Here is a 12,809-nt window from a genome sequence, read left to right as displayed (position 1 = left end):
TATGAAGAAGTATAAAGGGTATTTAATCGATTTAGACGGTACGATGTATCGTGGCACTGAAAAGATTCAAGAAGCAGTAGATTTTGTGAAAAAACTTGAGGCCGCGCAAATTCCATACTTATTTGTGACGAACAACTCGTCAAAGCGAAAAGAGCAAGTAGCAGAGAAGCTTGTTGAATTTGGCGTTCCATGTACGAGAGACCACGTGTTCACAACAAGCATGGCGACGGCTAACTATATTTCGAATGAAAAAAGGGATGCATCTGTGTATGTAATCGGTGAAGAAGGAATTCGTGATGCTCTTAAGGATGAAGGGTTGACGCTTCAAGATGAAAATCCAGATTATGTTGTTGTTGGAATCGATCGAGAAATCTCATATGAGAAACTTGCGAAGGCTTGTATCGCTGTTCGTAACGGTGCAACTTTCATTTCAACGAATGGAGATATCGCGATCCCAACAGAGCGTGGATTACTACCGGGGAATGGTTCACTAACAGCTGTCATCACAGTTTCTACTGAAGTCGAACCAATTTTTATCGGAAAGCCAGAGGCAGTCATTATGGAACAAGCATTGAAACAACTTGGAACTGCAAAAGAAGAAACGCTTATGATTGGTGACAACTACAGAACAGATATCATGGCTGGTATACAGGCAGGTTTAGATACGTTACTTGTTCACACAGGAGTCACAACGAAAGAGCATTTAGAATTGGTGGATAAGCAGCCCATGTACACTACGAATTCATTAAAGGAATGGGAATTATAGGGGAAATGAAGAAAACGCCCCAGAAATGGGGCGTTTCGTATTATTATTTTTCTGAACGGTGGGCAAGGCGGCTTGAAGCAGCTGCTGCGATTGCTCCTACGATGTCATCAAGGTACGTGTGGCATAGTCCTGATGACTTATCGTTCAACTTTTCTAGAATTCCTGGTTTTAATTTATCGATGTAACCGTAATTTGTAAAACCGATAGATCCGTATACGTTCACGATGGAAAGCGCGATAATTTCATCGACTCCGTACAACCCTTCGTCTTTCATCAAGATATCTTGAAGGGGTTGATCGAGCATGTTCTTCTCAGCAAGCTCATCAAGCTGTATGCCAGTAAGGACTGCGTTCTGTACTTCCCTTTTTGATAAAACGCGATCAACGTTTGTTCGACACTCTTCCATTTGAAGATTAGGGTGATACTTCACTTGCAAATAATACACCAACTCTGCAATGTCCTCTAATTCTACTCCTCGTTCTTTTAGCTTAGCTCGAGCAGCTTTCTCTACACCATCTGTAGGTTTTTCGCCCATTCTTGTCCCACCTAACTTTATAGTAAATTGGTAATGTTGTTTGTTAGTTTTATTAGTATATGGTTAAAAGGTAGGAACTATGACAATTCTTAGCACCCATAAATCATACACAAAATGGGCGGTCGGGCATATCTTACATATATACGACGTAACGTGGAGGCCAACTATGCTAGAACGAGAGCTGTTTCACCAGTACGGAATCGTGGTCAATCATGTATACAGAGTGAGCGGAGGATATTTGCTTCAGACGGTAGAATTGGGCGAGTGCATTCTAAAACGGGCTGAAACAGAACGAGAAGAAGATTTCCCCTGGTATGTACTTGTCTCACAATATTATAATCAACAGAATGAACCGACACTTCTTCCGATGCCCTCAAAGAAAGGAAGGTATATTGAAACGATTGGGAACGAAGCGGCTACGCTTTATCAGCTCCCATTAAAAACACGGACGATTAGAGAGTCTGATGGACATCGATTAGCTCTCCTTCACAGAAAGGGAGGAAATCTATTAACGAGCTATAGTGAGTTGCCTGAAGTCCAGCCATGGCAAATGAGGTGGCAGCGAAGAATCGATCAGCTAGAAGCATACCGTGTAACGTTGATGCAACAAGAACAGCCTTTAAGAGAATTCGATACGTTATTCATCGAGACGTTTCCATATTATCTAGGGTTATCAGAAAATGCGATTCAATACCTTGTTGATGCAGGAATCGATGCAGGAGTAAATCCATTCGATGTAAAAACATTGGTGTTTAGAAGATATAATGCGCAATATATCGCTGATACAGAATTTCTGCTTCCTTCTGAATTTATACTCGATCATCCTGCTAGGGACCTTGCAGAATGGATACGGTATAAGCTGTTTGATGAGAATGCAGGTTTTGATGAGGTGAGATCGTTTATTTGGGACTATCACCAGAGAAGGTCCATGAACGCGATGGATTGGAACTTGCTCTATGCACGTATCCTATTTCCTATTGCTTATGTTGAGGCGATCGAACGGTATTATAGTGAAGAGAATCTTAAAGAGAAGCAAGAGATCTATCATCGATTGCTGAACTACGTGAATCATGAGGGTGATCGAGAAGCTCTTTTTAAAGGGATATTCAGTGAACTGATCGGGGAACGGGGAAGTACGATGAGGCAAATCGAATGGTTGACGATATAAGAAATACCCTCCAATTTATTGGAGGGTATGAATGTGTATTTATTAGAAAACCTGTTCAAGTTCGGTCACGCCTGGAACTTCTTCAAGAAGTGCGCGCTCGATTCCTGCTTTTAGTGTAATAGTGGAACTAGGGCAGCTGCCGCACGCTCCCATTAAACGTACCTTTACAACGCCTTCTTCGATGTCTACAAGTTCTACGTCTCCGCCGTCACGTAGGAGGAATGGACGCAGTTTGTTAAGTACATCCTGGACCTGTTCGTGCATCATTCATCGACTCCCTTCATACTTCCATTATACTAATGATTAGCGAAAAAATCTATGTGCTAACGTGGAATGATTATAATTATCACTATAAATTTATCATGCAATCAGATGACAAGCAATAACGAATGTGAAAAAGGCTTTTGGTTCTTTTCGTTCCATTAAGATTAAGGTACAATAAAGGTATACGATGGTATAGAAAGGGCGTTTTGCATCATGGAAGAAGTGCTTGTATATGGAGCAGGTGAACGTTGTGCAAGTTGTGTCAATCTCCCATCTTCAGAAGAAACAGCGGATTGGTTACAAGCCGCGTTGTCCCGTAAATACCCAGAACGAAACATATCCGTACGTTATATAGATATTTTCTCTAAGCTAGAAGGTGAAGAAGCTGCTTTTGCCGAGAAAGTGATCGAGGAAGATCTTTTTTATCCAGTTGTCGTGATTCAACACCAGATTATTTCAGAAGGTAACCCTCGCTTGAAAGATCTGTATGCTGTACTCGATGACCATGCTTCTACAGCTTAATGAAAAGGCCAGTGAGATGAGGTTCTCACTGGCCTTTTCTCTATCCATTATGGTTTTTGTACATCCAGAGAATACCAGACTTAAGAAGACGAGGAACTCGACCTGTTAATGGTCTGTTCGCCATTACACCGAATCCATGCTTACTCCCAAGGGACCCGAGCGTTCCTTTGACTTTAATCGGTGGTAACTTCGGAAGAGCTTCTTGCTTCCATTCCTTTTGTAGAACAAGTGCGATTTGTTCTGCTTGTTCCTCTGCTAGCTGAGCACTAGGAGAATAAGGAAGGCTTGCACAATCTCCTACAACGAATACGTTTGAATGATCAGGGATTTTGTGGTGCTCATCTAGGATGATTCGCTGCTGACCATCCTTCTCGACATCAAGGTCACGTACTAATTGATTGGGCTGGATACCAGCAGTCCAAACGATCGCATCACAATGAACAGGATCACCATGATTATAAAGGGTGTTCGGTTCGACCATCGTGATATTGGATTCACTTACAACCGTTACGTCTCGATCTTCAAACCATGTTTGTACATAGTTCCCTAGACGATCAGGAAACGCAGAAAGGATCGTCTTTCCTCTGTCAAAAAGCTTAATTTCAAGATCAGGTCGGCTTTCGTGAAGCTCGCTTGCAAGCTCAACCCCACTTAAACCGCCACCTACGATTCCTACAACCGATCGTGCACCTAGATTATTTAGAACTTCATATGTTCTTCTAGAAGAATCGATTGTTTGAATACTCATCGTGTGCTCTTTTGCACCAGGCACATTGTGGTATTTATCCTCACAACCTAAGCCGATGACTAGGGAATCGTAAGGAATTGATTCATCGTCTTTCAGATGAATAACATTTTCATTTAAATCCAATTCAGTAATTTCACCGTACTTTACTTCCAAATTCGGATGCGTTGGAAATTGAACGCGAATATGATGATCACTTGCTGTCCCAGCCGCAAGCGCATAGTATTCTGTTTTCAAACTGTGGTAAGGATTACGGTCAACTAGCGTTATTGATACATCTTTTGGTAAATCTTGAGCGAATAATTTCTGGAGAATACGCATTCCCCCATATCCTCCGCCTACAAGCACGAGCCTTTTCATGTGAAATTTCCCCTTTGTAAGAACAAATTCAATAACGCAGTATCCCTTTATTAGCAAAATGTAGTAATGAAATTTAAAGAAATGAAGGAAGTAGGAAGATACACGCGTTATAATAAAAGCAATAGGTAAGTTCGATCTGCTTCGACAGTTAAAAGTATAGCGAAACTGCTACTTTTCTACAATATGAATTCTGAAATGGATTGTAAGGGGATGGGTGCGTTTGCATACGATTGAGTTTTGTAGTGGCAATTTAAGGAGTAATAACAAAGTGTGGAGGGGTTTAGAAAGTTATGGAAATATCGAACTGATCGACTACGGTTGTCTAGGGTATTGCGGTAACTGCTATGAAGAGGCTTTTGCTATCGTGAATGGAATTTTGATGAGCTCAACGGATCCTGATCAACTGTTAGAGAAGATTATAACTGATCTAGAATTACGAAAATAAAACCTTTTCATGAAGGGGATATATGTTATAATGACAAAGGTCAAAAGAAGTCTGATAGAGAGAGAACAGGCTTTTTCTTTTGGGACAATATGCGAAAATTGTCGAATATTTCAGAATGGGTTTGTAAGCGCTGTATCCAAACTTTTAATATATATATGCTTTCTTATGGTAATGATTTGGGTACGCTAAGCTTATGACTGGTACGAATATTAATTAAGGGGTGTAAAACATGCAAATATTATGGGGTTTAGGCGGTATGGCTGTTCTATTTGCCATCGCGTTAATCTTTTCGACGAATCGTAGATCAATTAACCTTCGCACAGTTTTTGGTGCGCTGGCTATTCAGATAGCATTCGCGTTTGTAGTTCTAAAGTGGGAAACAGGTAAAGAAGCGCTGAAGTGGTTAGCACTTCGCGTACAAGATATTATTAATTATGCTAATGAGGGAATTGAATTTCTATTCGGTGGGTTGATTGGTAATGAGCAAGTTGGATTTATTTTTGCTTTTCAAGTATTAACGATCATTATCTTCTTCTCCTCATTAATTTCAGTTCTTTATTATCTTGGAATTATGCAATGGATCATTCGCATTCTAGGTGGAGCAATCTCTTGGGTTCTTGGGACAAGTAAAGCAGAGTCACTTTCTGCTACAGCGAATATTTTCGTTGGTCAAACGGAAGCTCCACTAGTTGTAAAACCATACTTGGATAAAATGACAAAGTCAGAACTATTCGCAGTAATGACTGGTGGTCTTGCATCAGTTGCAGGTTCTGTACTAATTGGGTACTCTCTCCTAGGTGTACCTTTGGAATATTTACTTGCAGCAAGCTTCATGGCTGCTCCAGCAGGTTTGTTAATGGCAAAACTAATCATGCCTGAAACTGAAAAATCAGAAACGGCTGATAAGATTAAGATGGAAAGAAACGAAGATCATGTTAACGTGATCGACGCAGCAGCACACGGTGCATCAGACGGTCTTAAGCTAGCGCTTAACGTTGGTGCGATGCTACTATCTTTCATCGCTTTGATCGCACTACTTAACGGACTAATCGGTGGAATCGGTGGATTCTTCGGATTTGGTGGAATCACGATTGAACAGATTCTTGGTTACATCTTCTCCCCACTAGCGTTCGTCATCGGTGTACCATGGCAAGATGCTGTACAAGCTGGTAACTATATCGGTCAAAAACTTATTCTTAACGAATTCGTAGCATTCTCTTCTTTCGGACCTGAAATTGGTACCGGAAGCCTTTCAGAGAAGTCAGTTGCGATTATCAGTTTCGCACTATGCGGATTCGCTAACTTCTCATCTCTAGCAATTCTGCTAGGAGGACTTGGTGGACTTGCTCCAAAACGTCGTCCTGAAATTGCTAAATTCGGAATGCGCGCAATCCTTGCAGGTACGCTTGCAAACCTTCTAAACGCAGCTATTGCTGGTATGCTTATCTTTTAATTCAAAGCCTCTTTTATAGAGGCTTTTTTTCTTTAAGCAACAATATTGTTTTTCACATGTATTGTTGTATACTTGTTTCAATGACTGACAAGGGGAGGCGAGCACGCATGACGAGCTTCAACCATACACTGCCATATGACAGGATGATGGGCGACGTTTATGTGAATGAGTGCCCTTTTTGTCATAGTGAAAACGTCCTTACTCCTATGACAGAAAGAGACTTTGAACAGGGGTTACAAGAGATCAAAACGCGATTAGTGATGCCTTGCTGCAACGGCAAGGTTCATATCGTAAAAATAGATGACGATTATTTTTGGACAACGCAAGCTGTTCGGAATAGTAATTAATATATAGAAAGAGTGAAATCATTGCCAGAAATTACGTATACAAAAATGCACGGATTAGGCAACACCTACATTTACATCGACATGTTCCAACAAGAACTCAGTGAAGACCGTCTGTCACAATACGCGATCGATGTCTCAAACGTACATACAGGCATTGGATCCGACGGAATGATCTTAATCTGTCCTTCAGATCAAGCGGATGTGAAGATGCGCATCTTCAATAAAGATGGTTCAGAAGGGAAAAACTGTGGAAACGGCTTACGTTGTTTAGCGAAGTACGCGTATGAGAACAATATTGTCACAGATACATCCTTTGCTATTGAGACACTAGCTGGTCTTGTTCATGCTGTTGTTCAACAGGAAAATGGTGTCGTAGAGTCAGTTACGATCAACATGGGAGTACCTCAATGGACAAAAGGAAGCCTTCCAATGGTAGGAAATCCTGATGATGAAGTGATTAAAGAATCGGTTTATTACAATGAAGAACTTTTTACCATGACCGGAGTTTCGATGGGAAATCCACACATGGTGATGTTTGTAGATAACATCGACGAAGCACCGCTTACAACAGCAGGGCCTTATTTTACAAATCATGAACTATTTCCTGAAAGCATTAACGTAGAGTTCGTTGAAGTTGTATCAAACTCTGAATTTCATTTCAGAGTATGGGAAAGAGGATCTGGAATCACACAGGCGTGTGGAACTGGAGCTTGCGCAGCCGTAGTGGCTGGCGTGTTAAATGATAAAACAGAAAAAGGGACACCCGTAACAGTCCATTTAGCAGGCGGTGATCTTGAGATCACTTGGAAAGAAGATAACCATGTGATGATGACAGGACCAGCAACAACGATTGCCACCGGAATCTATTACAGTTGTTAACAAATTTAGAGATGTTTGTTAATAAAAGGATATTCATGTAGAATGGAAGGAGGTACTTATAGAGAGGGGACGCAGGCATTGGACGGTATAGAAATGCAGCGATACAATGACGAAATTGAATCTCTACGAACGAAAATGATGCAAACAGCAGTAGCAATGGGCTTAAACCATCCAAAAGTTCTAGAGTACAGTCAAAAGCTTGATGAAAAGCATAATCTGATATTACAGATAAAATACAAAGAGCGTTCTGAAGAAATGAGTGTATCTGTCCGATAAGGTTCGATTGTTGAGCTTAAGGACTGAGCACTGTATACTAGAAGTAGCATTATGGTGAAATGGAGGGATATGTATGATCCATTTATCTGAAGCTGCAGCAGCACAGGTAAAAGAAATGATGAAGCAAGAAGAAGGCGATAACCTTTACCTGCGTGTAGGTGTAAAAGGTGGAGGCTGTACTGGCCTAAGCTACGGCATGGGCTTCGATACAGAAATGAACGACGATGATCAATCGCTCGATCCACAACATGGCGTAACGATTATTATGGATAACGAAAGTGCACCGGTCTTAGAAGGTGTTCAGATCGATTATAAACAAAACATGATGGGCGGCGGGTTCACCATCGAAAACCCGAACGCGATCGCATCATGCGGGTGCGGTTCTTCGTTTAAAACAGCGACGAATGCTGGTACGCCGGAGAATTGTTAACACGATTTCTAAAGTCTTCGCAATTAAGTTTGCGATGGCTTTTTTTTATTGAGCTGAAAAATCCCTAAGGTTGTCTAGTGACTAGTCCAAGCAATTCGGTTTTTTAAGAGTAAGATAGAGTGATAAAACTTTTATGGGTAAAGGAGGGTCAAGATGGACTGTGGGTGTAACTCAAAATCGAAAGACAAGAAAGGCAAATGCGACGGATGTGTTTGTTCAATACTAAGAGACTGTACGGATCACCAGCACGACCTATGCAAAAAAGGTACTCAGTTTTTCACGATTTTATTTGGTGATCCAACATTAAATATCGGTGGACTCATGTTTAAAGATCTAGATGAGAAAACATGCTGTGCAACGTTTGTGGATATGGATGGAAATGTTTACATCTTTGATTGTCGAAAGCTTCATGGAATTAGCAGTATGAGAGTTCAGCTAAATGGTGAATAAAGGAGAGGAGGATAACGATGGATCATAAGAAAAAGCACACTTCTTGCGATTGTGAAGGATGTGTGTGCAGTGTCTTACGTAAATTAAGTAAAAAAGATTGTCTATTTGACGACTCAGAAGAGCAGTTTTTTACGCTAGTAAAAAAGAATGGATTAAAAGTAGCAAATTTAAGGTTTATTGAACTTGACCCAAAAACTTGTTGTGCAAAATTCAAATCGTTTACAGGTCAGACGATACAAGTATGGGATTGTCGTAAGCTTGCAGGAATCATTAAGCAGAACGTACCGCCAATTCCGCCACCCCCACCGCCTATTGAGTGCGAGTGCAGCGGAACAATTACAGCAGGTCAATCGGGTACTCCAGAAACGTTCGCAAATAACCGAGTGGACTTCTTGGTTCCTTCAGATACACGAAGAAACGTGAACGGAAGAATAAATATTTGCCCTAGCTGTTCAATTGATCAAAGCGTTTTTCAATTCAGAGTTCCTCCTAGTGGAGGGTCAATGTTTGGTTTTAACTTTGAAGCAAATACTTTCACAAGTGCTATTTGCTCGATGGAAAATACGATTCTTACAGTATGTGGCGTAGGAACGGCCACTCAAATGGGAGCAAATGGGTTAGATGGTGTGTTTACCTACGAGGTTATCTTAACTGCAGGTGGAGAAGGCACGATTAAAATAACTCTATATGATGAAAACAATTTAGTTGTTTTTGAAACAGCACCGTTCAGACCATCTGTTGGCGGAGGAAAATCGGTAGCGATTGTAGAATGTCCTTAAATGAATTATATATTAAATAACATCCTTCCTATGGAAGGACTTTTTTATTTTAAAAGAGGATATAAAGATCTCATCTCGAAAGGTGCACACGAGAGAAATTTATCATTTGGGGAGGCTTAACCATGTTAAATGAGATCGGTGTTGGTGTGCAGCTTTACACACTAAGGAACGAATGTGAAAAAGATTTCTTCAAGACGCTAGAACGGGTAGCCGGAATTGGTTATGAAGGTGTAGAGCTCGCTGGGTTATTTGGTCATCGACCAGAAGAAGTGAAAGAAAGATTGGATGAGCTAGGATTAGAAGTGGTGGGTCACCATATTCCATTTGAGCGAATCGAACAAGACCTTGAACAAGTGATCTATGAACAGATGAAACTTGGCAATACGCGTATCGTTTGTCCATGGCTTCCGCCTGAAATGCGAAATGAGGAGAGCTATGAACGTGTTGCGGATGTATTAAAAGATGCAGTTGAGAAATGTGTGGAACATGGAATGTCCATTTCGTATCATCACCATGACTTTGAACTTGAAAAAAAAATGACGAACTCTCCACTCACTATGATTCTAGATCGTGACGAAAGAATTCAAGGAGAATTTGATATTTACTGGTTAGAAAGAGCGGGGCACAATCCTGTTGATTGGTTAAAAGCTTATAAAGGACGGACGCCAGTTGTTCATTTGAAAGATCGTTCAGATGATGGTAATGAAGATACGGTTATTTTAGGAACTGGGAACCTTGCAATTCAAGACGTTCTTGAGCAAGGGCCTGAAAGCAATGTGCAATGGTGGGTTGTTGAACAAGATGAGTGTCAGCTCGATCCCATTGAGAGTATTTCAAGAAGTTACCGATTTTTAAGAAAGTTAGAAATAAATAAAAAGTAATCGTAAAAATTTTCTAAAAATAGTCTTGAAGGTATAAAAAAGATGGGGTACAATGAATGCAATCGATTCCATGTAATCGATTACAAAGAACGGGGGGAGGCTATTGAGCTTTCTGGGGAGGTTAATTGATGGCTACAATTTCAGATGTCGCCAAACAAACTGGGCTTTCTAGTGCGACAGTATCTCGCGTCATAAATAACTATCCTCACGTATCGGAAGAAAAGCGAAGGCTTGTACATGAAGCGATGGAGGAATTAGGTTATTTTCCTAACACCTCAGCAAGAAATCTTAGGAATAGGAAAACAAACCTTGTAGCTGTACTGATACCGAGACTAACGAACCCATTTTTCACCTCGATCCTTGATGGAATCGAAAAAGTGGCAGAAGAAAAAGGATTTCAATTGCTCATCTGTCAAACGCAGTCTAGTAAAAAGAAAGAAATGGATTTTCTCACGTTATTAAAGACGAAGCAGGTAGATGGGGTGATTTTCACATCGATTGAAAACGATTGGAGTGAGATTAAGCCGTATACTGAATCAGGTCCAATCATTCTTTGTAACGAGTATCACAGAAATGCAACAGTTCCTATCATTCGCCTTGATCAAGCCTATGGAAGTTATTTAGGCACTCGCCATTTAATTGAGCGGGGCTACAGGAAAATCGCATTTTGCCATGGTTCTAAAAGCGGTCTATCGAATGATCGACGAAAAGGATTTGTAAGAGCCATGTCTGAAGCTGGTCTTCCACTCAACCAAGAATGGATTTTCCATAATACATACACGATGGAAGATGGTAAGAACGTGCTTAGAGAGATTATGAACCTACGTGATCGTCCAAATGCGGTCTTTACCGGTGGAGATGAAGTTGCTTCAGGGGTATTAAAAGAAGCAAAACGCTACGGTCTTAAAGTTCCAGAAGAACTTGCGATCTTAGGGTTTGATGATCAACCTATCGCTAGTTTGATTGAGCCTGAGCTTACAACGATCTGCCAACCAGGAGAAGAGATAGGCTCACGAACAATGTCAGTATTTATTGATTGTTTGAATGGAGAAATTGATCGTAAGCAACAATCGGTAATCGAACTACCCATATCACTTGTGAAAAGAAAGACGACATAGTCATTGCACGATTTTTTGAAATCGATTACAAATTTTTTGTAAACGATTTCAACAACTAAAAGGGGGAAAAAAATAACATGCATTTTTTGAAGAACAGTAAGCTGTTGACGATTGTATTGGCTCTTATTCTTGTATTATCCGCTTGTGGATCGAACTCCACATCGAGCAACAGTAACTCAAATTCAAGTGATGAAGAAGCAAACTCTGAAGACCAAGAACAGGTAACAATTGTGTATGCACGTGGTAAAGATGCAACTGGTGCAACAGATGTAATGGTTGAGGAATTCATGAAACAAAACCCTAATATCAACGTAGAATTCCGCGAAATGCCAACAGACACTGGCGCACAGCACGATGCGTATGTAACGATGCTTAACGCTGAATCATCTGAAATCGACGTGTTCGATATCGATGTAATCTGGCCAGCTGAATTCGCTCAAGCTGGATATGTATTACCTCTAGACCGTTTTATCCAAAAAGACGGCATCAACATGGAAGATTACAACCAGGGACCAGTAACAGCTGCAACGTTTAACGGTAAGCAGTGGGCGATGCCGAAATTCATCGATGCTGGTATGCTTTTCTACCGCTCTGATATGGCTTCTGAAGCTCCAAAAACATGGGATGACCTTATGACGAAAGCATCAGAGCTTGATGGTCAAGATGGAACAAAATTTGGTTACTTAATGCAAGCAAAGCAATATGAAGGACTTGTTACAAACGCAGTTGAGTTTGTTGCATCTTACGGTGGAGAGTTCATCGATGAGAATGGTGAAGTAGCAATCAACTCACCTGAAGCGATTAAAGGTCTAAGCAAGATGGTTGAAATTGCAAATGCTGATTTCGTTCCAGATAACATCACGACGTTTACTGAGCCTGAATCTCACACTGCATTTATCGAAGGACAAGCTCCATTTATCCGTAACTGGCCTTACCAATATTCACTAGCTAACGATGAAGAGCAGTCAAAAATCGTTGGAAACGTAGAAGTAGCACCACTTCCTGAAGGTGATGCTGGTTCAGCAGCAGCACTTGGTGGTTGGATGGCAGCGATCAACAACTACTCTGAGCACCCTCAAGAAGCTTGGGAGTTCTTGAAGTTCATGACTGGTCCAGAAGGCCAGAAGATCGATGCGATCGAAGGTTCTCACGCTCCAACACTACCAGCTCTATTTGAAGATGAGGAAATCATCGAAGCAAATCCATTCTTTGGTGAAGAAGGATTCCAGAACGCACTAGAAGGTGCCGTTTCTCGTCCAGTTGCTCCAAACTATCCTGAAATCTCTGAAATCATTCAGATCCACGTATCAAAAGCAATCGCTGGTGAAGAAACTCCTGAAGAGGCAGCAGCAGCGATGGAAAAAGAGATGAAAGAAAAGCTAGTTAAGTAA

17 protein-coding genes are annotated in these 12,809 nt (G+C 41.0%); 14 read left to right on the top strand and 3 right to left on the bottom strand.

The window, feature by feature from the left end; all coding sequences use genetic code 11:
- Window position 1 precedes the first annotated feature (1 nt).
- Window positions 2–766 (top strand): TIGR01457 family HAD-type hydrolase, encoded by a 765-nt coding sequence (locus LCM09_RS05030; protein ID WP_224879199.1) that lies wholly within the window; start codon window positions 2–4, stop codon window positions 764–766.
- Between the two features lie 43 nt (window positions 767–809).
- Here LCM09_RS05030 and LCM09_RS05025 read toward each other — a convergent pair whose 3' ends face one another.
- On the bottom strand, window positions 810–1,301 hold the full coding sequence (locus LCM09_RS05025; protein WP_224879197.1) for a phosphatidylglycerophosphatase A family protein: 492 nt from the start codon (window positions 1,299–1,301) through the stop codon (window positions 810–812).
- A 166-nt stretch (window positions 1,302–1,467) separates the two neighbouring features.
- Here LCM09_RS05025 and LCM09_RS05020 point away from each other — a divergent pair, with 166 nt between their 5' ends.
- The gene (locus LCM09_RS05020) at window positions 1,468–2,469 is read left to right on the top strand and encodes a protein kinase family protein (RefSeq protein ID WP_224879195.1); all 1,002 of its coding nucleotides are present in this window, start codon (window positions 1,468–1,470) and stop codon (window positions 2,467–2,469) included.
- 42 nt (window positions 2,470–2,511) lie between these two features.
- On the opposite strand, the gene LCM09_RS05015 is transcribed toward LCM09_RS05020, so the two are convergent.
- Window positions 2,512–2,736 (bottom strand): NifU family protein, encoded by a 225-nt coding sequence (locus LCM09_RS05015; protein ID WP_224879193.1) that lies wholly within the window; start codon window positions 2,734–2,736, stop codon window positions 2,512–2,514.
- Between the two features lie 210 nt (window positions 2,737–2,946).
- Here LCM09_RS05015 and LCM09_RS05010 point away from each other — a divergent pair, with 210 nt between their 5' ends.
- Window positions 2,947–3,255 (top strand): DUF1462 family protein, encoded by a 309-nt coding sequence (locus LCM09_RS05010; RefSeq protein ID WP_224879191.1) that lies wholly within the window; start codon window positions 2,947–2,949, stop codon window positions 3,253–3,255.
- Window positions 3,256–3,295: 40 nt separating this feature from the next.
- Here the strand turns inward: LCM09_RS05010 and LCM09_RS05005 are convergent, their stop codons facing one another.
- Window positions 3,296–4,360 carry an NAD(P)/FAD-dependent oxidoreductase gene (locus tag LCM09_RS05005; protein WP_224879189.1) on the bottom strand — a complete coding sequence of 355 codons (1,065 nt, stop codon included), beginning with the start codon at window positions 4,358–4,360 and terminating at the stop codon, window positions 3,296–3,298.
- 214 nt (window positions 4,361–4,574) lie between these two features.
- Here LCM09_RS05005 and LCM09_RS05000 point away from each other — a divergent pair, with 214 nt between their 5' ends.
- The 11 genes from LCM09_RS05000 to LCM09_RS04950 all read left to right on the top strand — a co-directional run bounded on the left by LCM09_RS05000 (window position 4,575) and on the right by LCM09_RS04950 (window position 12,809).
- On the top strand, window positions 4,575–4,805 hold the full coding sequence (locus LCM09_RS05000; RefSeq protein WP_224879187.1) for a DUF1450 domain-containing protein: 231 nt from the start codon (window positions 4,575–4,577) through the stop codon (window positions 4,803–4,805).
- A 229-nt stretch (window positions 4,806–5,034) separates the two neighbouring features.
- Window positions 5,035–6,258 (top strand): NupC/NupG family nucleoside CNT transporter, encoded by a 1,224-nt coding sequence (locus tag LCM09_RS04995; RefSeq protein ID WP_224879185.1) that lies wholly within the window; start codon window positions 5,035–5,037, stop codon window positions 6,256–6,258.
- Window positions 6,259–6,365: 107 nt separating this feature from the next.
- A complete protein-coding gene (locus tag LCM09_RS04990) occupies window positions 6,366–6,605 on the top strand; it encodes a hypothetical protein (RefSeq protein WP_224879183.1) in 240 nt (79 codons plus the stop codon).
- 21 nt (window positions 6,606–6,626) lie between these two features.
- The gene (dapF, locus tag LCM09_RS04985) at window positions 6,627–7,484 is read left to right on the top strand and encodes a diaminopimelate epimerase (protein WP_263622871.1); all 858 of its coding nucleotides are present in this window, start codon (window positions 6,627–6,629) and stop codon (window positions 7,482–7,484) included.
- A 78-nt stretch (window positions 7,485–7,562) separates the two neighbouring features.
- Complete coding sequence (locus tag LCM09_RS04980) at window positions 7,563–7,760, top strand: aspartyl-phosphate phosphatase Spo0E family protein (RefSeq protein WP_224879181.1); 198 nt, start codon at window positions 7,563–7,565, stop codon at window positions 7,758–7,760.
- 73 nt (window positions 7,761–7,833) lie between these two features.
- Window positions 7,834–8,190, top strand: a complete 357-nt coding sequence (locus tag LCM09_RS04975; RefSeq protein ID WP_224879179.1) for a HesB/IscA family protein — start codon at window positions 7,834–7,836, stop codon at window positions 8,188–8,190.
- 153 nt (window positions 8,191–8,343) lie between these two features.
- A complete protein-coding gene (locus tag LCM09_RS04970) occupies window positions 8,344–8,640 on the top strand; it encodes a hypothetical protein (RefSeq protein ID WP_224879177.1) in 297 nt (98 codons plus the stop codon).
- Between the two features lie 17 nt (window positions 8,641–8,657).
- Window positions 8,658–9,419, top strand: coding sequence for a hypothetical protein (locus LCM09_RS04965; RefSeq protein ID WP_224879174.1), 762 nt, complete (start codon window positions 8,658–8,660; stop codon window positions 9,417–9,419).
- Window positions 9,420–9,541: 122 nt separating this feature from the next.
- Window positions 9,542–10,300 (top strand): sugar phosphate isomerase/epimerase family protein, encoded by a 759-nt coding sequence (locus LCM09_RS04960; protein WP_224879172.1) that lies wholly within the window; start codon window positions 9,542–9,544, stop codon window positions 10,298–10,300.
- Between the two features lie 128 nt (window positions 10,301–10,428).
- A complete protein-coding gene (locus LCM09_RS04955) occupies window positions 10,429–11,418 on the top strand; it encodes a LacI family DNA-binding transcriptional regulator (protein ID WP_224879170.1) in 990 nt (329 codons plus the stop codon).
- Between the two features lie 77 nt (window positions 11,419–11,495).
- Window positions 11,496–12,809, top strand: a complete 1,314-nt coding sequence (locus LCM09_RS04950; RefSeq protein WP_224879168.1) for an ABC transporter substrate-binding protein — start codon at window positions 11,496–11,498, stop codon at window positions 12,807–12,809.

Source organism: Guptibacillus algicola (assembly GCF_020171805.1).
Lineage (GTDB): Bacteria > Bacillota > Bacilli > Bacillales > Guptibacillaceae > Guptibacillus > Guptibacillus algicola.
This window is presented reverse-complemented; position numbering and strand designations above follow the sequence as displayed.

Coding starts and splice junctions, on each gene's coding strand:
- LCM09_RS04975 (WP_224879179.1), top strand. CDS start 7,834: ATGATCCATTTATCTGAAGCTGCAGCAGCACAGGTAAAAGAAATGATG.
- LCM09_RS05015 (WP_224879193.1), bottom strand. CDS start 2,736: ATGATGCACGAACAGGTCCAGGATGTACTTAACAAACTGCGTCCATTC.
- LCM09_RS04950 (WP_224879168.1), top strand. CDS start 11,496: ATGCATTTTTTGAAGAACAGTAAGCTGTTGACGATTGTATTGGCTCTT.
- LCM09_RS05010 (WP_224879191.1), top strand. CDS start 2,947: ATGGAAGAAGTGCTTGTATATGGAGCAGGTGAACGTTGTGCAAGTTGT.
- LCM09_RS04960 (WP_224879172.1), top strand. CDS start 9,542: ATGTTAAATGAGATCGGTGTTGGTGTGCAGCTTTACACACTAAGGAAC.
- LCM09_RS04970 (WP_224879177.1), top strand. CDS start 8,344: ATGGACTGTGGGTGTAACTCAAAATCGAAAGACAAGAAAGGCAAATGC.
- LCM09_RS04990 (WP_224879183.1), top strand. CDS start 6,366: ATGACGAGCTTCAACCATACACTGCCATATGACAGGATGATGGGCGAC.
- LCM09_RS05005 (WP_224879189.1), bottom strand. CDS start 4,360: ATGAAAAGGCTCGTGCTTGTAGGCGGAGGATATGGGGGAATGCGTATT.
- LCM09_RS04965 (WP_224879174.1), top strand. CDS start 8,658: ATGGATCATAAGAAAAAGCACACTTCTTGCGATTGTGAAGGATGTGTG.
- LCM09_RS04995 (WP_224879185.1), top strand. CDS start 5,035: ATGCAAATATTATGGGGTTTAGGCGGTATGGCTGTTCTATTTGCCATC.
- LCM09_RS05025 (WP_224879197.1), bottom strand. CDS start 1,301: ATGGGCGAAAAACCTACAGATGGTGTAGAGAAAGCTGCTCGAGCTAAG.
- LCM09_RS05030 (WP_224879199.1), top strand. CDS start 2: ATGAAGAAGTATAAAGGGTATTTAATCGATTTAGACGGTACGATGTAT.
- LCM09_RS05020 (WP_224879195.1), top strand. CDS start 1,468: ATGCTAGAACGAGAGCTGTTTCACCAGTACGGAATCGTGGTCAATCAT.
- LCM09_RS04955 (WP_224879170.1), top strand. CDS start 10,429: ATGGCTACAATTTCAGATGTCGCCAAACAAACTGGGCTTTCTAGTGCG.